Annotated in this window: 20 protein-coding genes; 8 read left to right on the top strand and 12 right to left on the bottom strand. The window is 71.1% G+C overall.

Annotated elements, in window-relative coordinates; all coding sequences use genetic code 11:
* Positions 1-8: 8 nt before the first annotated feature.
* From AB0H82_RS27060 to AB0H82_RS27045, 4 genes are all read right to left on the bottom strand, one after another.
* Positions 9-257 (bottom strand): chaplin, encoded by a 249-nt coding sequence (locus AB0H82_RS27060; protein ID WP_362997076.1) that lies wholly within the window; start codon positions 255-257, stop codon positions 9-11.
* 73 nt (positions 258-330) lie between these two features.
* On the bottom strand, positions 331-576 hold the full coding sequence (locus AB0H82_RS27055; RefSeq protein WP_362997073.1) for a chaplin: 246 nt from the start codon (positions 574-576) through the stop codon (positions 331-333).
* 155 nt (positions 577-731) lie between these two features.
* Positions 732-1,394: a response regulator transcription factor gene (locus AB0H82_RS27050; RefSeq protein WP_362997071.1), complete on the bottom strand. Its 663-nt coding sequence runs from the start codon at positions 1,392-1,394 to the stop codon at positions 732-734.
* A complete protein-coding gene (locus AB0H82_RS27045) occupies positions 1,387-2,532 on the bottom strand; it encodes a GAF domain-containing sensor histidine kinase (protein ID WP_362997069.1) in 1,146 nt (381 codons plus the stop codon). Before AB0H82_RS27045 ends, AB0H82_RS27050 begins: the two co-directional genes overlap by 8 nt.
* Before the next feature lie 229 nt (positions 2,533-2,761).
* Here AB0H82_RS27045 and AB0H82_RS27040 point away from each other — a divergent pair, with 229 nt between their 5' ends.
* From AB0H82_RS27040 to AB0H82_RS27030, 3 genes are all read left to right on the top strand, one after another.
* Entirely contained in the window at positions 2,762-3,460 is a 699-nt protein-coding gene (locus tag AB0H82_RS27040) for an SDR family oxidoreductase (RefSeq protein ID WP_362997067.1), read from the top strand.
* On the top strand, positions 3,457-4,521 hold the full coding sequence (locus AB0H82_RS27035; RefSeq protein WP_362997065.1) for an S-adenosylmethionine:tRNA ribosyltransferase-isomerase: 1,065 nt from the start codon (positions 3,457-3,459) through the stop codon (positions 4,519-4,521). The genes AB0H82_RS27040 and AB0H82_RS27035 overlap by 4 nt, the downstream gene beginning before the upstream one ends.
* Before the next feature lie 321 nt (positions 4,522-4,842).
* Entirely contained in the window at positions 4,843-5,541 is a 699-nt protein-coding gene (locus AB0H82_RS27030) for a transglycosylase SLT domain-containing protein (protein WP_362997063.1), read from the top strand.
* 112 nt (positions 5,542-5,653) lie between these two features.
* Here the strand turns inward: AB0H82_RS27030 and AB0H82_RS27025 are convergent, their stop codons facing one another.
* The gene (locus tag AB0H82_RS27025) at positions 5,654-8,254 is read right to left on the bottom strand and encodes an FHA domain-containing protein (RefSeq protein ID WP_362997061.1); all 2,601 of its coding nucleotides are present in this window, start codon (positions 8,252-8,254) and stop codon (positions 5,654-5,656) included.
* A gap of 289 nt (positions 8,255-8,543) precedes the next feature.
* On the opposite strand from AB0H82_RS27025, the gene AB0H82_RS27020 reads away from it, so the two are divergent.
* Positions 8,544-10,349 (top strand): streptophobe family protein, encoded by a 1,806-nt coding sequence (locus AB0H82_RS27020; RefSeq protein ID WP_362997059.1) that lies wholly within the window; start codon positions 8,544-8,546, stop codon positions 10,347-10,349.
* A 422-nt stretch (positions 10,350-10,771) separates the two neighbouring features.
* On the top strand, positions 10,772-12,004 hold the full coding sequence (gene serB / locus AB0H82_RS27015; RefSeq protein WP_362997057.1) for a phosphoserine phosphatase SerB: 1,233 nt from the start codon (positions 10,772-10,774) through the stop codon (positions 12,002-12,004).
* Between the two features lie 72 nt (positions 12,005-12,076).
* On the opposite strand, the gene AB0H82_RS27010 is transcribed toward serB, so the two are convergent.
* From AB0H82_RS27010 to AB0H82_RS26995, 4 genes are all read right to left on the bottom strand, one after another.
* A complete protein-coding gene (locus AB0H82_RS27010) occupies positions 12,077-12,595 on the bottom strand; it encodes a histidine phosphatase family protein (protein ID WP_362997055.1) in 519 nt (172 codons plus the stop codon).
* Between the two features lie 88 nt (positions 12,596-12,683).
* Positions 12,684-12,899, bottom strand: a complete 216-nt coding sequence (locus AB0H82_RS27005; protein ID WP_362997053.1) for a hypothetical protein — start codon at positions 12,897-12,899, stop codon at positions 12,684-12,686.
* 167 nt (positions 12,900-13,066) lie between these two features.
* Positions 13,067-13,183: an SGM_5486 family transporter-associated protein gene (locus AB0H82_RS27000; protein WP_107059069.1), complete on the bottom strand. Its 117-nt coding sequence runs from the start codon at positions 13,181-13,183 to the stop codon at positions 13,067-13,069.
* A gap of 43 nt (positions 13,184-13,226) precedes the next feature.
* Positions 13,227-14,507 carry an MFS transporter gene (locus AB0H82_RS26995; protein WP_362997107.1) on the bottom strand — a complete coding sequence of 427 codons (1,281 nt, stop codon included), beginning with the start codon at positions 14,505-14,507 and terminating at the stop codon, positions 13,227-13,229.
* Positions 14,508-14,651: 144 nt separating this feature from the next.
* Here AB0H82_RS26995 and AB0H82_RS26990 point away from each other — a divergent pair, with 144 nt between their 5' ends.
* Positions 14,652-15,338 (top strand): FadR/GntR family transcriptional regulator, encoded by a 687-nt coding sequence (locus tag AB0H82_RS26990; RefSeq protein WP_362997050.1) that lies wholly within the window; start codon positions 14,652-14,654, stop codon positions 15,336-15,338.
* Between the two features lie 9 nt (positions 15,339-15,347).
* Here the strand turns inward: AB0H82_RS26990 and AB0H82_RS26985 are convergent, their stop codons facing one another.
* From AB0H82_RS26985 to fabG, 3 genes are all read right to left on the bottom strand, one after another.
* Positions 15,348-15,683 carry a hypothetical protein gene (locus tag AB0H82_RS26985; protein ID WP_362997105.1) on the bottom strand — a complete coding sequence of 112 codons (336 nt, stop codon included), beginning with the start codon at positions 15,681-15,683 and terminating at the stop codon, positions 15,348-15,350.
* A gap of 165 nt (positions 15,684-15,848) precedes the next feature.
* On the bottom strand, positions 15,849-16,619 hold the full coding sequence (fabI, locus tag AB0H82_RS26980; protein WP_362997048.1) for an enoyl-ACP reductase FabI: 771 nt from the start codon (positions 16,617-16,619) through the stop codon (positions 15,849-15,851).
* 4 nt (positions 16,620-16,623) lie between these two features.
* Positions 16,624-17,343: a 3-oxoacyl-[acyl-carrier-protein] reductase gene (fabG, locus tag AB0H82_RS26975; protein WP_362997046.1), complete on the bottom strand. Its 720-nt coding sequence runs from the start codon at positions 17,341-17,343 to the stop codon at positions 16,624-16,626.
* Positions 17,344-17,529: 186 nt separating this feature from the next.
* Here fabG and AB0H82_RS26970 point away from each other — a divergent pair, with 186 nt between their 5' ends.
* Positions 17,530-19,053 carry a TldD/PmbA family protein gene (locus AB0H82_RS26970; RefSeq protein WP_362997044.1) on the top strand — a complete coding sequence of 508 codons (1,524 nt, stop codon included), beginning with the start codon at positions 17,530-17,532 and terminating at the stop codon, positions 19,051-19,053.
* Positions 19,050-20,444: a metallopeptidase TldD-related protein gene (locus tag AB0H82_RS26965; RefSeq protein ID WP_362997041.1), complete on the top strand. Its 1,395-nt coding sequence runs from the start codon at positions 19,050-19,052 to the stop codon at positions 20,442-20,444. Before AB0H82_RS26970 ends, AB0H82_RS26965 begins: the two co-directional genes overlap by 4 nt.
* Positions 20,445-20,498 lie beyond the last annotated feature (54 nt).

Genomic DNA, 20,498 nt, shown 5'->3' with positions numbered 1-20,498 from the left:
GCTGTGCCTCAGTGGTTCACCGTCGCGTTGGCGAACGCGGGGTTGAGGACACCGATGACGTTCACGCTGTTGCCGGTGGCGTTGACCGGGACGTGGACCGGCACCTGGACGAGGTTGCCGGAGCCGACGCCCGGGGAGTTCTTGGCGACGCCGTTGGCCTGGGCGTCCGTGGTGGCGGACGCGGCTCCGGCGGACGCGCCCGCGGCGAGACCGGCGGTGACGACGGCCAGAGCGGCCTTCTTGGCGATGCTGTTCATGGGACGTGCTCCTCCTGCTGACATGGGCGATCCCGGTGGCGGGGTCGGGGGATGTGCGGCTCGCAGGATGCGATCAGAGGTTCTTGCAGACGTTGCCGAACACCGGGTTGAGGCCGCCGATGACGGTGACGGTGTTGCCGCAGACGTTCACAGGGACGTGGACCGGGGCCTGGACCAGGTTGCCCGAGAGGACGCCGGGGGAGTTCTTCGCGACACCGTCGGCGTGCGCGCCGCCGTGGGCGGAGGCCATGCCGGCGCCGGCCGCGACCAGGCCACCGGCCACCATCGTGACAGCGGCGGCCTTCTTCAGGTTCTTCACTTCTACATCCTCCTGAGCAGAAGCTGCGGCCAGCCGCCGCAGCACGCACTGGAGAACGTCCGACCGTCACACTGGATACGCCAATCGGGGGACATCTACACGACGGTATGAATCTCAGTCCGGAAGTCGACGGCCACTCCGGGCATATCGGCTGCTCAGCCGGCCACGCCGTGCCGCACGGCCCAGAGGGCGGCCTGGGTGCGGTCGGCCAGGTCCAGCTTCATCAGGATGTTCGAGACGTGTGTCTTGACGGTCTTCTCGGAGAGGACGAGGGCGCGGGCGATCTCGCGGTTCGAACGGCCGTCGGCGATCAGGCCGAGGACCTCGCGCTCGCGCTCGGTGAGGGTGCCGCCCCTGCCCTGGCCGCCGCCCGTCTCCTCCTGCGAGAGCAGCGCGCCCGCCACCTCCGGCTGGAGCAGGACGTGCCCCGCGTGCACGGAGCGGATGGCGCCGGCGAGGGCGTCCGGGTCGACGTCCTTGTACACATATCCGGCGGCGCCGGCGCGCAGGGCCGGGACGACCGTGCGCTGCTCGGTGAAGCTGGTGACGATGAGCACGCGCGCGGGGTTGGCGAGCTCGCGGAGCTTGCGGAGCGCCTCGACGCCGTCCATGCCGGGCATCTTGACGTCCATCAGGACGACGTCCGGCTTCAACTCCTCGGCCTGGGCGACTCCTTCGGCGCCGTCCGACGCCTCGCCGACGACGTCGATGTCCTCCTGGATCTCCAGGAACGTGCGCAGACCGCGGCGGACCACTTGGTGGTCGTCGACCAGCAGTACCCGGATCCCTGTCTTCGTGTTGACCACAGCGTCAGCCACCGGGGACCTCCATCTCGATGGTTGTGCCCTTGCCGGGCTCCGATTCCACGGTCAGCCGTCCGCCGACCCCGCTCGCCCGGTCCCGCATGGAGACCAGGCCCAGGTGTCGCCCCGCGCGCCGTGTCGACTTCGGGTCGAAGCCCGAACCGTCGTCGACGACGCGCAGGACGGCTCCGGTGCCGCGCTTGTCCAGCAGCACGGCGACGTGCTCCGCGCCGGAGTGGCGCAGCGCGTTGTGCAGGGCCTCCTGGGCGACCCGCAGCATGGCTTCCTCCTGCGAGGCCGGCAGTGCCCGCACGCCGTTGCTCTCGAAGGTGACGTGTGCGGAGTGCGCGCGGTCCAGCACGTGCGTGTGGGTGCGCAAGGTGGCCACCAGGCCGTCCTCGTCGAGAGCGGCGGGTCGCAACTCCACGACGGCCGCGCGCAGTTCGTCCGCCGCCTCGGCCGCCAGCACCGCCACCTGCTGCAGTTCGCCCTTGGCGCGGGACGGGTCGCGGTCCACCAGGGCGGTGGCCGCCTGGGCCGTCAGGCGCAGCGAGAAGAGCTTCTGGCTCACCGCGTCGTGCAGTTCGTGGGCGAGGCGCGAGCGCTCCTCGGCGATGGTCAGCTCGCGGCTGCGCTCGTACAGCCGGGCGTTGGTGAGGGCGATGGCGGCGTGCTGGGCGAGGATGGCGAGGAGGTCCGCGTCGTCCTCGGTGAAGCCGCAACCGCCTTGGGGCTTGGGGCAGTTCTTGTTGGCGAGGAAGAGTGCCCCGAGCGTCTCGTCGTCGGAGTGGATGGGCACACCGAGGAAGTCGGACATGTCCGGGTGGGCGGAGGGCCAGCCTCCGAAGCGCGGGTCCTCGCGCACGTCGCCGAGGCGGACGGTCTCGCCCTTCTGCAGCATCGAGGCGAGGATGCCGTGCTGCCGGGGCAGGGGGCCGATGGCCTTCCACTGGTCCTCACTGACACCGTCGACGACGAACTGGGCGAAGCCGCCGTGGTCGTCGGGGACTCCGAGCGCGGCGTACTCCGCGTCGAGCAGCTCACGGGCCGAGGCGACGATCGTCTTGAGGACATCGCGCACCTCCAGGTGCCTGCTCATGGCGAGGAGCGCGGAACTCACCGCGGTCAGGCCGGATCGGGGTCCTTGACTCATGGTCACAACCGTACCGGCGGGGTGTGACAGTGCGTATCCGACCTGTGGTGGCCCCCGCCTACGTCCCGGGGCCTAGGTCCGTCGGTCCATGGTCCGGGACTAGGGCGAAGGGCCTCGGGGAGTTGCGGCTCTCGCACGAGGTGCCCGGGGCGGGGCCGTTCCTACGGTGGTGGCCTGACGGACCGAGGGAACGGAACGGACCGAGGGAAAGTACGAGGGGACGGATGTCATGCCGGTAGCGATCATCACGGGGGCTTCGAAGGGGCTGGGGCGCGCGCTGGGCGCGGCTCTCGCGGAGTCCGGCTGGGATCTCGTGCTCGACGCGAGGACCGCCGCGGTCCTCGCGGAGTCGGCGCGCGAGCTGAGCGAGTACGGCACGCGCGTGGAGGCGCTCGCCGGGGACGTCACCGACGCGGGACACCGGGCGGACCTGGTGGCCGCGGCACGGCGGCTCGGCGGGCTCGATCTGCTGGTGAACAACGCGAGCGCGCTGGGTGCCGAGCCTCTCGTACGGCTGGACGGGCTCACGCTCGACGGTCTGCGGGCGGCGCTGGAGACGAATGTGGTGGCGGCCCTGGGGCTGGTGCAGGAGGCCTTGCCGCTGCTGCGGGAGTCGGCGGGCGCGGTGTTCAACCTCAGCTCCGACGCGGCGGTGGAGGCGTACGAGACGTGGGGCGGGTACGGCGCTTCCAAGGCCGCCCTCGACCACCTCTCCGCGGTCCTCGCCGAGGAGGAGCCCGGGGTGCGGGTGTGGGCGGTGGATCCCGGGGACATGCGGACGGATCTGTATCAGGCGGCGGTGCCCGTCGACGATCAGTCCGTGCGGCCGCTGCCGGGGACCGTTGCGCCCGCGTTCCTTCGGATGCTCGCCGAGCGGCCCGCCAGTGGCCGCTACTCGGCGCCCGCGCTGCTGGCGGGTGCGCGATGAGCGTGCTCGGGGCGCCGCTGTGCGTGCCGGCCTCGCTCTCGGCCCGGGTGCCGGCCGAGCAGCGGGGTCCGGGACTCGGCAGGGACTCGGTGCGGCTGCTGGTGTCGCACGGCACGGAGGTCACGCACCACGCGTTCGCGGAGCTGCCCGCGCTGCTGCGGGCCGGGGACCTGCTGGTGGTCAACACGTCCCGGACCCTGCCCGCGGCGGTGGACGGGAGACACGGGCACGCGCGCGTGGTGGTGCATTTCTCCACCCGGGGCGGGGACGGGCGGTGGGCCGTGGAGCTGCGGGATCCGGACGGGAAGGGCACTACACGCGCGCGTGCCGGTGGTCCGGCGGGCTCGGTCGTGCGGCTCCCCGGAGGCGTACGCCTCGTATATGAGGAGCAGGTGGCGGTGGAGAGCCGGCGGCTGTGGTGGGTGCGGGTGTCGGGGGACGTGCCCGGGCTGCTGCGGCAGCACGGGCGTCCCATTCGTTACTCCTATACGGAGCGGGACCAGCCGCTCTCCGCGTACCAGACCGTGTTCGCGCTGCCGTCGGCGGACGGGGCGGGGAGTGCGGAGATGCCGAGTGCGGGGCGGCCGTTCACCGCGTCGATGGTGGCGGAGCTGGTGAGCAGGGGTGTGCAGTTCGCGCCCGTGGTGCTGCACACCGGTGTCGCCTCGCAGGAGGCGCACGAGCCGCCGTATCCGGAGCTCTTCGAGGTGCCGGAGACGTCGGCGCGGCTGATCAACGCGGCGCGGGCGGCCGGCGGGCGGGTCGTGGCGGTCGGTACGACGGCCGTGCGCGCCGTGGAGTCCGCCGCGGGGCCCGACGGGGTGGTGCGGGCGGCGGCGGGCCGGACCGATCTCGTGGTGACTCCGAAGCGTGGGGTGCGGGTGGTGGACGGCCTGCTGACCGGGCTCCACGAGCCGGAGGCGTCACATCTGCTGATGCTGGAGGCCGTCGCGGGACGGGCGGCAATCGAGCGGGGTTATACGGAGGCGGTACGCCGTCTCTACCTGTGGCACGAGTTCGGCGACGTGCACCTCCTCCTCCCGGATGAGGCCCCTCACTGAGAGCGTTGCGGCGGCAACTCCTGGTGAGACCGTTACGTCGCTGATGTGAGCCCGCGCATAGGGCGCACGTCACGTACGAAGACCCCTAGTTGATAGGAATCCCTTAAAGCGGACGGGGTAGTTGCCCGCTTTGGGAGTCTGTGTGCCCCCTGATCCACTACCCGGCATCGTACGTCACACCTTTGCCACACATTTTTGCGGCCGCTAAGAATTGCTTCCGTCGCTCGGCGCCGCGGTCTTCCCGACCGCGGCGTTTTGCCGGACAGCACCATGTCCCCGCCGGCCGGAGCGACCTCCGCTATTCGAAGAGGTCCAACTCGCATGTCCCAGCACAACACCCGCGGCCATAGTCGCGCCACCGTGACCAAGGCCCAGAAGTTCTCGATCGCCGGTGTCGCCACGCTCGGCGCCGCTGCCCTCGCGTTCTCCCTCGTGCCGGGCAGCGCCGACGCGGGAACCGAGACCCAGAGCCTCGATGCCGCCCCGGTGGCCTTCAAGCAGAGCGTCGAGGCCGAGCAGGCCGTCCGCGCCGGTGTCATCAAGCAGCACAGCAGCGCCGACAAGAAGGCCAAGGACGCCGCCGCGAAGGCCGCCGAGGAGAAGAAGGCCGCCGACGAGGCCGCCGCGAAGAAGAAGGCCGAGGACGAGCGGAAGGCCAAGGAGGCCGCGAGCCGCGCCGCCGCCCGCAAGCCCGTCTACGCCAACAACCTCGACGGCTGGATCCGCCAGTCCCTGGACATCATGAAGGCCAAGGGCATCCCCGGCTCCTACGAGGGCCTGCACCGCAACATCATCCGTGAGTCCTCGGGCAACCCGCAGGCCATCAACGGCTGGGACATCAACGCCATCAACGGCACCCCGTCGATCGGCCTGCTGCAGGTCATCAAGCCGACGTTCGACGCGTACCACGTCGAGGGCACCTCGACGAACATCTACGACCCGGTCGCCAACATCACGGCCGCGGCCAACTACGCCGCCGACCGGTACGGCTCGATGGACAACGTGAACGGCGCCTACTGAGCCTTGATCGCCTGATCACTGGACCTCTTCAGCCGAAGATGAGGTTCTCAAGACGCCGAAGGGCGGCACCCCGCACGGGGTGCCGCCCTTCTCGTGTGCCCGAGGGCACCGGTCACTTGCGCATGACCTCCGGCTCGTGGCGGCGCAGCAGGCGCGCGACCGCGATGCCGCAGATGACGCCGAGCGCGAGCAGGATGGTGATGTTGATGCCCCACTGGCTCGCCGAGTGCTCCCACAGCGGGTCCAGGTCGTTCGGGTTCTTCGGGTCCCACGGCGGCATCAGGTGCGCCAGGTCGAGGGTGGCGCCCGCGCCGGCGATGGCCCAGCGGGACGGCATCAGCCAGGCGAACTGCTCCAGGCCCGGCGAGCCGTAGACCTGGAAGAGGACGCCGGTGAACACGACCTGGACGATCGCGAACATGACCAGGAGCGGCATGGTCTTCTCGGCGGTCTTCACCAGCGAGGAGATGACCAGGCCGAACATCATCGAGGTGAAGCCGAGCGCGATGATCGTCAGGCAGATCTCCGCCGCCGGCGGCATGATCAGGCCTTCCTCCGGCAGCTCGCGCGGGGCGAAGCCGATGGCGCAGATGATGACGCCCTGGATGGCCGTGATGACGCCGAGGACGATGACCTTCGACATCAGGTACGCCGAGCGGGAGAGGCCGGTGGCCCGCTCCCGTTCGTAGATGACCCGTTCCTTGATCAGCTCACGTACGGAGTTGGCCGCGCCCGAGAAGCACATGCCGACCGCGAGGATGAGCATGATCGTGCCGGCGTCGCCGTTGAACTTGACCGGCGGTTTCGGCGGGGCGAGGCCGAAGTCGGCCGGGATCACGACGCTGACGATGCCGAGGACCGCGGGCAGGATCACCATCAGGCCCATGAAGCCCTTGTCGGAGGCGATCACCGAGGTGTAGCGGCGGATCAGGGTCCACAGCTGCGATCCCCAGCCCTGCGGCTTCGGCGGCTTCATCGCCTGTGGCGGCGGCATCGCTACGGACTGCGCGGCGACCGCGTCGATGTCCGCTGCGTACATCTGGTAGTGCTGCGAGCCCTTCCAGCGGCCCGCCCAGTCGTAGTCGCGGTAGTTCTCGAAGGCGGAGAAGACGTCGGCCCAGGTGCTGTAGCCGAAGAAGTTCAGGGCTTCCTCCGGCGGGCCGAAGTACGCCACAGAACCGCCCGGCGCCATCACCAGGAGCTTGTCGCAGATCGCCAGCTCGGCGACCGAGTGCGTCACGACGAGGACCGTGCGGCCGTCGTCGGCGAGGCCGCGGAGCAGCTGCATGACGTCGCGGTCCATGCCCGGGTCGAGGCCGGAGGTCGGCTCGTCCAGGAAGATCAGCGAGGGCTTGGTCAGCAGCTCAAGGGCGACCGACACGCGCTTGCGCTGGCCACCGGAGAGGGAGGTGACCTTCTTCTCCTTGTGGATGTCCAGCTTGAGCTCGCGCAGGACCTCGTCTATGCGGGACTCGCGCTCGGCCTCCGTGGTGTCGGCGGGGAAGCGCAGCTTGGCCGCGTACTTGAGGGCCTTCTTGACGGTCAGCTCCTTGTGCAGGATGTCGTCCTGCGGGACCAGACCGATGCGCTGCCGCAGCTCGGCGAACTGCTTGTAGAGGTTCCGGTTGTCGTAGAGGACGTCGCCCTGGTTGGCGGGCCGGTAGCCGGTGAGCGCCTTGAGCAGGGTGGACTTGCCGGAACCGGAGGGGCCGATGACCGCGATGAGCGACTTCTCGGGGACGCCGAAGGAGACGTCCTTGAGGATCTGCTTGCCACCGTCGACCGTGACCGTGAGGTGGCGGGCCGAGAAGGAGACGTCACCGGTGTCGACGAACTCTTCGAGCTGTCCGCCGACGAGGCGGAAGGTCGAGTGGCCGACGCCGACGATGTCGTTCGGGCCGATCAGGACGGTCGAGGACTTCGCGATCGGCTGGCCGTTGACGTACGTGCCGTTGTGCGAGCCGAGGTCGTGGATCTCGAAGCGGCCGTCGGGCGTCGCGGTGAACTCGGCGTGGTGGCGCGAGACCTGCAGGTCGGAGACGACGAGCTCGTTCTCCAGGGCGCGGCCGATGCGCATCTTGCGGCCGAGTGCCAGCTGGTGGAACGTCGTCGGGCTGCGGTCGCCGTAGACCGGCGGGGCCCCCGCGACACCGCCGGTACCGGGAGTTTTCTGTGCGTACTGCTCGGACGGGCCGCCCTGCTGCTGGGGCACGTGCGGCTGGTGCTGTTGTGGCTGCTGTTGTTGCTGCCAGCCCTGCTGCTGCGCCTGGTAAGGGGCCTGCTGCTGGGGTGCCTGCGGCTGGGCCTGCGCAGCCCAGCCGGGAGCCTCCTGCTGGTGCTGCTGGGGCGTGTGCTGCGGTGCGGCCTGCTGCTGGGCGTGCTGCTGCGGTGCCGAGACGGCGGCCGCGGCCGCGCCCGGGGCGCCACCGGACACGTTCACCCGCGGACCGTCGGTCGCGTTGCCGAGGTAGACCGCCGAACCGGGGCCGATTTCCATCTGGTGGATCCGCTGGCCCTGTATGAAGGTGCCATTGGTACTGCCGTGATCCTCGATGACCCAGCTGCGCCCGCTCCAGCTGATCGTCGCGTGCCGCCAGGAGACCCTGGCGTCGTCGAGCGAGATATCCCCCTGCGGATCACGTCCGAGGGTGTACGGCCTGGACGCGTCCAGCGTCCAGGTCCTGCCATTCAATTCCAGTACGAGTTCCGGCACTCCATGCCCCACTGAGTTGTCCCCCGAGCTAGCCCCCATGGGTGGGGAGTCTAGGGATGTCGAACATCGGGAGGAACTATTTCAGGAGGAGGGCTCTGACCGAAAGTCGGGCCTTGTGAAGACTGCGTACGGGCGTGACGGGTTGCCCCGTTGACGGGGAAGATATCGGCCCGGAGAGTAGGAAGCGCCCATCAGAGCCCATCAGTGCATACGGATCATGCTCATTGGGAGCATTAAGTGCATTCAGGGCAAGCGTTCAGGGCAACGCGCCGCGGTCCGGGGGGTCCTGATGCAGGCCGACGATCACAAGGGCGAGCACCGAGGTGAGAGCCGGGGCGTGCGGTGGGGTGACGTGCTGCTCTCCGCGATCGCCGCGGTCAGCTGGGCGCTGGTCGGCATGGCGGGGACGGCCGCGCTCGGGCTTCATCTGCTCGGCGCGGACGCGGTCGGGGCGCTCGGGCCGATGACGGCGGCGACCGTCGCGCTGGGAGCGGGAGGTTCCGTCACGCCGTCCGGTGACGTCTCGGCGTTCGGCCTGGACGGCGCGGAGGCGACCACGACAGTCGATATTGCGCCACTCGGTGTGGGTTTGGTCGGCGCGCTGTTCCTCGCCCACTTCTTCCTGCGCTCCTTGCGCGGGGCGGGGGCCGTCATCGCCCCCGCCGAACTCGCCGCGCGTGCGGCCGCGGTGGTCGCCCTCTTCCTCGCGATGCTCGCGGGCCTCGCCTGGGCGGGGCACGACGTCATCACGATCGACGGCAAGCAGCTCGGCATCGACAAGGGGATCGAGGAGGGCATCGACGGACTGCCGGACGGCATCGGCGACAAGCTGCCCGGCGGGCTCGGGGACGACATCGGCGGGCTCCTCCCCGACCGGCTCGGGGACCTGGTCGAGGCGGAGGCCTCGGTCGGCTTCACCGTGGACACCGGGCCGACGCTGCTCGGTGGGGCGGTCTGGGTGACCGGCGTCCTGCTCATCGCGCTGCTCGCGTCACGGCGCACGCCGCTGCCGCGCGCCCTCGGCGGACTGCACCGGGTGGTGCGGCCGGCCGTCTCCGCGCTGGTCACGGTGGTGCTGGTGGCGGTCGCGGCGGGGCTCGCCGCGGCGGCGTACGCGATGGTCGGCGACGACCACCCCAAGCGGATCGCCGGCGCGGCGCTGCTCGGGGCGCCGAACGGCGTGTGGCTCGGCCTGCCCGTCGGCCTCTTCGTGCCGTGGGACGGCAGGGCGACGGGTGAACTCCGGCGGTTCCTGCCGGACCCGGTGGACGACCTCCTGACGGGCCCGTCCGACAAGGCGCTCACGCTCGGGCGGCTGGCGGAACTGGACGACAGGGTCTGGCTGTTGGGCGTGGCGGCGGCGGTGACGATGTTGTTCGCGGGGGTGCTGACGGCTGTGCGGACTCCTTATATACGTGGGGTGCGTGGCGTACGCGGGGTGCGCGAGGCGGGTGAGGGGGGCGCGGGGGGCGCCAAGGTGTCCGCTCCGGGATTCGTGGGCCTGTGCGGGGTGCGGCTCGGGGTGGTGACGGCGCTCGGGCTGCCCCTCCTGGCGTGGCTGTCCCAGGTCTCCGCGGACGCCTCGCTCTCCGTCCTCGGCTTCGACGCGTTCGGCGCGGGGGTCGAGCTGCACGGGCGGCTCGGGATGGCGGTGCTGCTGGGGGCGGCGTGGGGGTCGGGGGCGGGGGTGACGGGGGCGCTGCTCGCGGTGGCCGCGGGGGCGGCGGGGGGTGGGGCGTCGCGGTTCGCGTCGTCGTCGCCGGACCAGGTCTCTTCGACGCCGGCTGGGACGACCGGGTCGTCCGGGGCATCCGGGTCATCCGGTGCTTCTGCCGGCGCTTCTGCCGGCACTCCCGCCGGCGCCGGACCTTACGCCCCCGGTACTCCGCACCGACCGCCGAACCCCGACACGAACCCCTACCTCCGTCCACCACCACCCGCACCCCGCGACGTCTCCGGCGCCCCCACCGTCATGGGCCCGGTGGTCCCCCCACCCCCACCGCCCCGCCGCCGCTCCCACTCCTCCGACTGGCCCCCACCACCCCCGCCTCCCCCGCCTCCGCCTCCCCCGAAAACCCCACGCAGGCCCAACTAACAGCCCCCGGCACCGTGGGTTGTGCCCACCCGTGCCGCCCGCGGCCCGCCTGCCCACAACGGAAACGGGTCGGACACACCCGGGCAAGCCGCACCCGGCCCCTACGGTGAGGAGGTGTCGCGGGGCAAACGGGTGGGTGGGTGGGAGGTATCCGCCGCGAAGCGGCGGGACAGGATCAGCCACGACGTACCCAGGGACGCAAGACAAGGCGAGACAGGGCGAGGCCGAGCGAAGGCGAGGCCGGGCGAAGGCGGGGCGGAGGCGGGCGAGCCAGGGCGAGGCCGGGCGGGGGCGGATCAGGCTAGGAGACGATGCGTCGGCACGGTGAGGTGCCGCGGTACGGGCGGACGTCCGCGGGGCCTGTCCGGGTGGCGGACCGGTGGGGCGGGCGCGGGAAGAGGGCGGATACCGTAGGGATCACCATGAGTGCTTCGCAGCCCCCTCAGCCCGCCGACATCCCGGCGCCCGCCGACATCCCGACGCTCCTCGTCAAGATCTTCGGCAAGGACCGCCCCGGCATCACCGCCGGCCTCTTCGACACCCTCGCCGCCTACTCCGTCGATGTCGTCGACATCGAGCAGGTCGTCACCCGTGGCCGGATCGTGCTGTGCGCGCTCGTGACCGAGCCGCCCGCCGGCTTGGAGGGTGACCTTCGGGCCACCGTCCACAGCTGGGCGGAGTCCATGAAGATGCAGGCCGAGATCATCTCGGGTATCGGCGACAACCGGCCGCGCGGCCTCGGGCGTTCGCTCGTGACCGTGCTCGGCCACCCGCTGACGTCGGAGTCGACGGCCGCGATCGCCGCCCGGATAACGGCCACCGGCGGCAACATCGACCGTATCTTCCGGCTCGCCAAGTACCCGGTCACCGCCGTCGAGTTCGCGGTGTCCGGCACCGAGACCGAGACGCTGCGCACGGCCCTCGCCATAGAGGCCGCGAAGCTCGGCGTGGATGTCGCGGTCGTTTCGGCGGGCCTGCACCGCCGCGCCCAGCGCCTGGTCGTGATGGACGTCGACTCGACGCTCATCCAGGACGAGGTCATCGAGCTCTTCGCCGCGCACGCCGGGTGCGAGGCCGAGGTCGCCGAGGTGACGGCGGCCGCGATGCGCGGCGAGCTGGACTTCGAGCAGTCGCTGCACGCCCGCGTGGCGCTGCTCGCGGGGCTCGACGCGTCGGTCGTCGACAAGGTCCGCTCCGAGGTACGGCTCACGCCGGGGGCCCGCACCCTCATCCGCACGCTCAAGCGTCTCGGCTATCAAGTGGGCGTCGTCTCGGGCGGGTTCACCCAGGTCACCGACGACCTGAAGGAACGTCTCGGCCTCGACTTCGCGCAGGCCAACACCCTGGAGATCGTCGACGGCAAGCTGACCGGCAAGGTGACCGGCGAGATCGTCGACCGTGCGGGCAAGGCCAGGCTGCTGCGCCGGTTCGCCACGGAGGCCGGGGTGCCGCTGGAGCAGACGGTCGCGATCGGTGACGGCGCGAACGACCTCGACATGCTGAACGCCGCGGGCCTCGGTGTCGCCTTCAACGCCAAGCCCGTGGTCCGCGAGGCCGCGCACACCGCGGTGAACGTCCCCTTCCTGGACACCGTCCTCTACCTCCTCGGGATCACCCGGGAAGAGGTCGAGGCGGCCGACATGCACCTGGACTGATCCGGTCCGGACCCGCGGAGGGAGGCCCGGCACCTGTGGCGCCGGGCCTCTGCACGGTGGACGGGGAGAGGACTACTCGGAAGGCGCCCAGTAGTCGACGAGGGTGGCCACGCCCGGTTCGAGCGCCTTCCAGGAACCGGAGTACGTCAGGACGGCGAAGGCCGCGGTCGGGAAGCCCCTGCGGTTCAGCCGGACTCTGGCGTCGCCCTCGGCTTCCCCGGCGAGGACGTCGGTCAGGCCCTGCACTCCGGGGTTGTGGCCGATCAGGACGAGGTTCTGCACGTCGTCCGGGGTTTCGTTGAGCACGGCGATCAGCTCACCGGGAGAGGCTTCGTACAACCGCTCCTCGTAGACGGTCTTCGGCCGCTGCGGCAGCTCCTGGACGGCGAGCTTCCAGGTCTCGCGGGTCCGGGTGGCGGTCGAGCAGAGGGCCTGGTCGAAGGCGATGCCGCTGTCGGCCAGCTTGCGCCCGGCGACGGGGGCGTCCCGGCGGCCTCGCTCCGCGAGCGGCCGCTCGTGGTCGGAAACCTGCGGCCAGTCGGCCTTCGCATGCCGGAAGAGGACAATCCTGCGGGGTTCTGCGACGCTCATGCATCCCAGCTTCGCATGAAACGTGCCATGGGGCGCAGGGAGTTGGCGTGGTGCCCCGGCGCGGGTGACGGGCCCGGTGGCGGAGGGGTCAGGAGGCCGTGCGCAGGACCAGCGCCTGTATGCGCTCCAGGAGGTGGGTGACGGTCGGCTCGCCGGTCGCCGCGTGCGCGTCCACGGGGTTCAGGATGAGCAGGAGCAGGGCCGCGAAGGCGATGGCGGGGAGGGCGATGGCCCACCAGGGGAGCTGGATCTCGACGCTGCCCGACTGGGCCGGGTCGCGCCGGGTGTGCGATCGGGCCGACATGCCGCCTCCGTGTTCTTCGAGTGGTCCGTGCCGCTCTTCGCGGGCACAACTCGAAGTTAGGTCATCGGCGACCCTCAACCCATCCGGAGATCCACCCACTTGACCCTGATACTGGCCCCCTAGGGGATGGGGGTGCCAGCCCCACCATCACCCCGCCGGGGGCCGGTTCACGGCGACGCGATGGACGCGATGATGCCGATGATCACGGTGATGGCCAGCATCGCGCCGAGCACGATGAGCAGTTTCTTCTGGCCGTTCTGGGGGTTCGGGTCGAGGACGGGCATACGGCCAGTCTCGCACCCTTTGCCCGCCCGCCCGCCGCCGGGGTCAGGCCTTCGCGGCCCTGGCCGCCACCTCGTCCTCGACCGTGCGGTTGCGGCCCGCGAGCGTACCGATGACGATCTGCGGCACCATCAGGGCCGCCATGAGCGCGATCGGCAGCCCCCAGCCGCCGCTGTGCTGGTAGAGCACGCCCACGAGGAGCGGTCCGGGGATCGAGATCAGATAGCCCGTGCTCTGCGCGAAGGCGGACAGCTTGGCCACGCCGACGCTGCTCTTGGCCCGCATGCCGACCATCGTGAGGGCGAGCGGGAAGGCGCAGTTGGAGATGCCGAGCAGCAGCGCCCAGGCCCAGGCGCCGCCGGCGGGGGCGAGGTAGAGGCCGGCGTAGCCGGCGAGTCCGCAGGCGCCGAGGACGATCACGACCGGGCCCTGGTTGGTCAGGCGGGTGGCGACCCTCGGGATGACGAACGCCAGGGGCACGCCCATGGCCATCGTGACGGCGAGCAGCACGCCCGCCTCGCTCGCGGGGACGCCCGCGTCGCGGAAGATCTGCGGCATCCAGCCCATCGTGATGTAGGCGGCCGTGGCCTGCAGGCCGAAGAAGACGGCGAGCGCCCAAGCGGTGCGGCTGTGGGTGATGCGCAGTCCCGCGTCCTCCTGGCGTACGGCGGGGCTGATGTGCTCGGGGGCCTCGGTGGCGGCCGTGCCGCGGTCGCGGACGAGCGGGATCCACGGCACGACGGCGACGACGGCGAGCACCGCCCACACGGCGAGGCCGGTCTGCCAGTGTCCGCCGAGGCCGTCGGTGAGGGGCACGGTGGCGGCCGCCGCGATGGAGGTGCCGAACGCGAGGGCCATCGAGTAGAGGCCGGTCATGGAACCGACCCGGTCGGGGAACCAGCGCTTGACGATGACCGGCATCAGGACATTGCTGACGGCGATGCCCGCGAGGGCGAGGGCGGTGCCCGCGAGGAAGCCCGCGGTGCCGCCGATGAAGGGCCTGATCACCAGGCCCGACGCGATGGCGGCCATGCCGACGCACACCACCGCGCTCGGCCCGAAGCGCCGGGCCAGACGGGGCGCCATCACGCCGAAGAACGCGAAGCAGAGCGGCGGTACGGAGGTGAGCAGTCCGGCGAGGGTGCCGCTCATGCCGAGGCCGTCGCGCACCTCTTCGAGGAGGGCGCCGAGGCTGGTGATGGCGGGGCGGAGGTTCATGGCCGCCAAGACGATGCCCACGACGACGAGTCGCGTCGCCCACGCGCGCGTGGGGGCCTGTTTCTCGGTCGCTCCCGTACGCGTCGGGGGTGTTGCTGTCGGCGTCATCGTCCCGGTTTCCTCGCTAGCCATAAGGCCATCATAGAATCATGGGATGATTGGCTGTCCAATCGTTTGCGTCACACTGCTCACACGGCGCACGGCTCGCACCGCGGGCACCGCTCACCCACAGGTCTCGCACGAAGGAGCGTCATGCCGCTGACCACCCCTCGCCGTTCGGCGCTCTCGGAGCAGGTCATCTCCGAGCTGCGCAACCAGATCTCGTCGGGCGAGTGGCCGGTCGGCTCCCGCATCCCCACGGAGCCCGAGCTGGTCGAGCAGCTGGGCGTGGCCAGGAACACGGTCAGGGAGGCGGTGCGCGCCCTCGCGCACAACGGCCTGCTCGACATCCGGCAGGGCTCCGGGACCTACGTGGTGGCGACGAGCGAACTCGCGGGTGTGATGCAGCGCCGGTTCGCCGACGCGGACCCGCGCCACATCGCCGAGCTGCGCAGCACGCTGGAGTCCAGCGCCGCGAAGCTCGCCGCCGAGCGCCGCACCGAGCGCGACCTCAGGCAGCTCGACGCGCTGCTGGCACGCCGCGAGGAGGCCTGGGCGTCCGGGGACGCGGAGGCGTTCGTGACGGCCGACGCGACGTTCCACATGGCTGTCGTCGCCGCGTCGCACAACGACGTCATGATGGCGATGTACGCGGACCTCGGCGAGGTGCTGCGGGACTGGCTGCGCGAGGACATCGGCGAGGAGCTGACCCCGGAGACCCACATGGACCACGCCCGCCTGGTGGACGCGATCCGCGCGGGCGACGCGGAGGCCGCCGCTTCGGAGGCGGCGGGCTACCCCTTCATGTGCCGCCCGGAGCGGCTCGCTTCCGGCGGCTGACGCGGCGGCTCACTTCTCGTGGCTGACCCAGACCGCGCGGACCTCTTTCCAGCACCGTCCGGTGAGGCGCACCGTCATCGCGGGTCCCGCCTCGACGGGCCGTGAGTCGGTGTCGATGTCCCACCACCGGTAGCACTCCACGTGGAGGCGGACCCGGTCGGTCTCGGGATAGGGGTTGTGGCAGTACGCGACGGCGTGGGAGCCGACGACGGCGGTGCGGCACTCCGAGCCGAAGGGCCGGGGCCGGGGCTTCTCCGCCCGCGCGTCCAGCCCCACGCGCGCGTGGGGAGGTTCTTGCGGCGCTGCGCTCGGCGCGGCGACCACAAGAGCGAGAGCCACGGGCACCGCACCGGAGAGACGCACACTTCAGAGTGCGCGACACTCCCCCGCGGCCGCCCGGCCCGGAGGCCGAACGGGTGACGGCGGAAAGAACGGGTGACGGCGGAAAGCCTGAGGCCCCGCCGCCCGCACGCTGCGGTAGACGGGGCCTCGAAGACGTACGACCGAGGGTCAGGCACCCATCATGTGCACGCCGCCGTCGACGTGGATGATCTCGCCGGTGGTCTTCGGGAAGAAGTCCGAGAGCAGGGCGACGATGCCGCGGCCGGCGGGCTCCGGGTCGGCCATGTCCCAGTTCAGCGGGGAGCGGGTGTCCCAGACCTTCGCGAGGTCCGAGAAGCCCGGGATGGACTTGGCGGCCATGGAGCCGAGCGGGCCCGCGGAGATGAGGTTGCAGCGGATGTCGCGGGAGCCGAGGTCGCGCGCCAGGTAGCGGCTGGTGGCCTCCAGGGCGGCCTTGGCCGGGCCCATCCAGTCGTACTGCGGCCAGGCGAACTGCGCGTCGAAGGTCAGGCCGACGACCGAGCCGCCCTCCTCCGGCATGAGCGGCAGGCAGGCCATGGTGAGCGACTTCAGGGAGTACGCCGAGACGTGCATGGCCGTGGCCACCGACTCGAACGGCGTGTTCAGGAAGTTGCCGCCGAGGGCGTCCTGCGGGGCGAAGCCGATGGAGTGGACGACGCCGTCCAGGCCGCCGAGCTCCTCGCGGACCAGGCCTTCCAGGCGGTCCAGGTGCTCCTGGTTGGTCACGTCGAGCTCGATGACCTTGGCGGGCTTGGGGAGCTTCTTGGCGATGCGCTCGGTCAGGGTGGGCCGCGGGAAGGCGGTCAGGATGACCTCCGCGCCCTGCTCCTGGGCGACCTTCGCCGCGTGGAAGGCGATGGAGGACTCCATCAGCACACCCGTGATGAGGATGCGCTTGCCGTCGAGAATTCCGCTCATGTGATCAGTGACCCATGCCCAATCCGCCGTCAACGGGGATGACGGCTCCAGTGATGTACGAGGCGTCGTCGGACGCGAGGAACTTCACCGCGGCGGCGATCTCCTCGGGCTGCGCGTAACGGCCGAGCGGCACCTGAGAGACGATGCCCTCGCGCTGCTCGTCCGTCAGCACCTTGGTCATGTCGGTGTCGACAAAACCGGGGGCGACGACGTTGAAGGTGAGGTTGCGCGAACCGAGCTCGCGGGCGAGCGAGCGGGCGAAGCCGACCAGACCCGCCTTGGAGGCGGCGTAGTTCGCCTGCCCCGCGCCGCCCAGCAGGCCGACGACGGAGGAGATGAGGACGACGCGGCCCTTCTTGGCGCGCAGCATGCCGCGGTTGGCGCGCTTGACGACGCGGAAGGTGCCGGTGAGGTTGGTGTCGAGGACGGACGTGAAGTCCTCCTCGGACATGCGCATCAGGAGCTGGTCCTTGGTGATGCCCGCGTTGGCGACCAGGACCTCGACGTTCCCGTGCTTCTCCTCGATCTCCTTGTAGGCCTGCTCCACCTGCTCGGCGTCGGTGATGTCGCACTTGACGGCGAGGACGCCGGCGTCGGTGAGGACCTTCGGCGGCTCGCCCGAGCGGTAGGTGATCGCGACCTTGTCGCCGGCGTCGGCGAAGGCGCTGGCGATGGCGAGGCCGATGCCCCGGTTTCCTCCGGTGACGAGAACCGAGCGGCTCAACGGATCACCCTTTCGATAGCGGTCTGGTACCTCGAAAACCTATCGGTACCTCCCGCGATACGGAGAATCGACGACCGACAGTGGCTCGGAGGAGTCGCTGTCGGGTCCCTACAGAAAACCCTGGCCCCCGGGCCGTCGGGCGCGACATGATCTGACCTGACCGGTGCCGACAGCAGGGAGACATCCGTGCCTCATTCCATCGATGAAGCCTTCACGGCGCTGCCGCTGCGGGCTCTCGCCGACGCCGCGCTGGCCCGCGCGCGGGCGCTCGGCGCCGACCACGCGGACTTCCGCCTGGAGCGGGTGCGCAGCGCGTCCTGGCGGCTGCGCGACGCCAGGCCGTCCGGCACGTCCGACTCCACGGACCTCGGGTACGCGGTCCGTGTGGTGCACGGCGGCACCTGGGGCTTCGCCTCGGGTGTGGACATGACGATGGACGCGGCGGCGCGGGTCGCGTCGCGGGCGGTGGCGATGGCGAAGCTGTCGGCGCAGGTCATCAAGGCCGCCGGGTCCGACGAGAGGGTGGAGCTCGCGGCCGAGCCCGTGCACGCGGACAAGACGTGGGTCTCCTCGTACGAGATCGACCCGTTCTCCGTGCCCGGCGAGGAGAAGGCGGGGGTGCTCGCCGACTGGAGCGCGCGGCTGCTCGCCGCCGACGGGGTCGCGCACGTCGACGCCTCGCTGCTCACCGTGCACGAGAACAAGTTCTACGCGGACACGGCGGGCACGGTGACGACGCAGCAGCGCGTGCGGCTGCACCCGCAGCTGACCGCGGTGGCCGTGGACGGGGCGACCGGCGAGTTCGACTCGATGCGGACGATCGCGCCGCCGGCCGGCCGCGGCTGGGAGTACCTCACGGGGACCGGCTGGGACTGGGAGGGCGAACTCGCGCGCATTCCCGAGCAATTGGCGGAGAAGATGCGGGCGCCGAGCGTTCAGGCGGGTTCGTACGACCTCGTCGTCGACCCGTCCAACCTCTGGCTGACGATCCACGAGTCCATCGGCCACGCCACCGAGCTGGACCGCGCGCTCGGCTACGAGGCGGCGTACGCGGGCACGTCGTTCGCCACCTTCGACCGGCTCGGCGAGCTCGCGTACGGCTCGTCGCTGATGAACGTGACGGGTGACAGGACCGCCGAGCACGGGCTGGCGACCGTCGGGTACGACGACGAGGGCGTGGCCGCGCAGTCCTGGGACCTGGTCAAGGACGGCACGCTGGTCGGCTACCAGCTGGACCGGCGGATCGCGAGGCTCACCGGCTTCGAGCGGTCCAACGGCTGCGCGTACGCCGACTCCCCCGGCCATGTGCCGGTGCAGCGCATGGCGAACGTGTCGCTGCGGCCGGACCCGGGCGGGCTCTCCACGGAGGACCTGATCGCGGGCGTCGACCGCGGCATCTATGTGGTCGGCGACCGGTCATGGTCCATTGACATGCAAAGGTACAACTTTCAATTTACCGGGCAGCGCTTCTACAAGATCGAGAACGGGCGGCTCGCCGGGCAGCTGCGGGATGTCGCCTACCAGGCGACGACCACCGACTTCTGGGGCTCGATGGCCGCGGTCGGCGGCCCGCAGACGTACGTCCTCGGCGGCGCCTTCAACTGCGGCAAGGCCCAGCCGGGCCAGGTCGCCGCGGTCTCGCACGGCTGCCCGTCCGCCCTCTTCCGGGGCGTGAACATTCTGAACACCACGCAGGAGGCCGGTCGATGAGCCGCAGCGCCACCAAGCCGCACGAGATCGTCGAGCGCGCCCTCGAACTGTCCACCGCCGACGGCTGCGTCGTGATCGCCGACGAGGAGTCGTCGGCGAACCTGCGCTGGGCGCGCAACGCGCTGACCACCAACGGCGTCACCCGCGGCCGCACCCTCACCGTCATCGCCACCGTCGACGGCAAGGAGGGCACCGCCTCCGGCGTCGTGACGCGCTCGGCCGTGACCGCCGACGACCTGGAGCCGCTGGTGCGGGCCGCCGAGGAGGCGGCGCGCGGGGCGGCTCCCGCCGAGGACGCGCAGCCGCTGGTGACCGGCACCGCCGCGTCCGCCGATTTCACGGAGGCGCCCGTGGAGACCTCGTCCGCGGTCTTCGCGGACTTCGCTCCCGCACTCGGTGAGGCGTTCGCACGGGCCCGTGCGGGCGGTCGCGAGCTGTACGGCTTCGCGAACCACGAGTTCGTGTCGAGCTATCTCGGTACGTCGACGGGGCTGCGGCTGCGGCACGACCAGCCCACCGGCACCCTGGAACTGAACGCCAAGTCGCCGGACCGCACCAAGTCGGCGTGGGCGGGGCGGGCCACCCGCGACTTCAAGGACGTCGACCCGGCGGCGCTCGACGCGGAGCTCGCGCAGCGCCTCGGCTGGGCCCAGCGGCGCGTCGACCTGCCCGCCGGGCGGTACGAGACGCTGCTGCCGCCGACCGCCGTCGCCGACCTGCTGATCTACCAGTACTGGTCGTCGTCGGCCCGCGACGCCGCCGAGGGCCGCACGGTGTTCGCCAAGCCGGGCGGCGCCACGCGCCTCGGCGAACGCCTCACCGAGCTGCCCCTGACGCTGCGCAGCGACCCGCACGAGCCGGGCCTGGAGGCGGCGCCGTTCGTGCTCGCGCACTCCTCGGGCGGTGACGCCTCCGTCTTCGACAACGGTCTGCCGCTGGCCGCCACCGAGTGGATCCGCGCCGGTGAGCTCGCTCACCTCACGACCAGCCGGCACAGCGCGGGGCTGACCGGGCTGCCGGTGACGCCGGCCGTCGACAACCTCGTCCTGGACGGGGGCGGCGACCGCTCCCTGGACGAGATGGTCGCGGCGACCGAGCGCGGACTGCTGCTGACCTGCCTCTGGTACATCCGCGAGGTCGACCCGGCGACGCTGCTGCTCACCGGGCTTACCAGGGACGGCGTGTACCTCGTCGAGAACGGCGAGGTGGTGGGCGAGGTGAACAACTTCCGGTTCAACGAGTCACCCGTGGACCTCCTCGGCCGGGCCACCGAGGCGGGCCGCACGGAGAAGACGCTGCCGCGCGAGTGGGGCGACTACTTCACCCGGGCCGCGATGCCCGCGCTGCGCGTCCCGGATTTCAATATGAGTTCGGTCAGCCAGGGCGTATAACCTCGGACCCTGCACGTCCGTGCAGCCCATCAGTACATGGATCCAGTACATCCG

It is taken from the genome of Streptomyces sp. NPDC050732 (genome assembly GCF_040654255.1).
Lineage (GTDB): Bacteria > Actinomycetota > Actinomycetes > Streptomycetales > Streptomycetaceae > Streptomyces.
The sequence above is the reverse complement of the archived record's forward strand: the minus strand, read 5'-3'. Positions and strand labels throughout refer to the sequence as shown.

Coding starts and splice junctions, on each gene's coding strand:
- AB0H82_RS26990 (WP_362997050.1), top strand. CDS start 14,652: ATGCCGCTGACCACCCCTCGCCGTTCGGCGCTCTCGGAGCAGGTCATC.
- AB0H82_RS27040 (WP_362997067.1), top strand. CDS start 2,762: ATGCCGGTAGCGATCATCACGGGGGCTTCGAAGGGGCTGGGGCGCGCG.
- AB0H82_RS26965 (WP_362997041.1), top strand. CDS start 19,050: ATGAGCCGCAGCGCCACCAAGCCGCACGAGATCGTCGAGCGCGCCCTC.
- AB0H82_RS27045 (WP_362997069.1), bottom strand. CDS start 2,532: ATGAGTCAAGGACCCCGATCCGGCCTGACCGCGGTGAGTTCCGCGCTC.
- AB0H82_RS26995 (WP_362997107.1), bottom strand. CDS start 14,507: ATGACGCCGACAGCAACACCCCCGACGCGTACGGGAGCGACCGAGAAA.
- AB0H82_RS27000 (WP_107059069.1), bottom strand. CDS start 13,183: ATGCCCGTCCTCGACCCGAACCCCCAGAACGGCCAGAAGAAACTGCTC.
- AB0H82_RS27020 (WP_362997059.1), top strand. CDS start 8,544: ATGCAGGCCGACGATCACAAGGGCGAGCACCGAGGTGAGAGCCGGGGC.
- fabI (WP_362997048.1), bottom strand. CDS start 16,619: ATGAGCGGAATTCTCGACGGCAAGCGCATCCTCATCACGGGTGTGCTG.
- AB0H82_RS27030 (WP_362997063.1), top strand. CDS start 4,843: ATGTCCCAGCACAACACCCGCGGCCATAGTCGCGCCACCGTGACCAAG.
- AB0H82_RS27010 (WP_362997055.1), bottom strand. CDS start 12,595: ATGAGCGTCGCAGAACCCCGCAGGATTGTCCTCTTCCGGCATGCGAAG.
- AB0H82_RS27035 (WP_362997065.1), top strand. CDS start 3,457: ATGAGCGTGCTCGGGGCGCCGCTGTGCGTGCCGGCCTCGCTCTCGGCC.
- AB0H82_RS27005 (WP_362997053.1), bottom strand. CDS start 12,899: ATGTCGGCCCGATCGCACACCCGGCGCGACCCGGCCCAGTCGGGCAGC.
- serB (WP_362997057.1), top strand. CDS start 10,772: ATGAGTGCTTCGCAGCCCCCTCAGCCCGCCGACATCCCGGCGCCCGCC.
- AB0H82_RS27060 (WP_362997076.1), bottom strand. CDS start 257: ATGAACAGCATCGCCAAGAAGGCCGCTCTGGCCGTCGTCACCGCCGGT.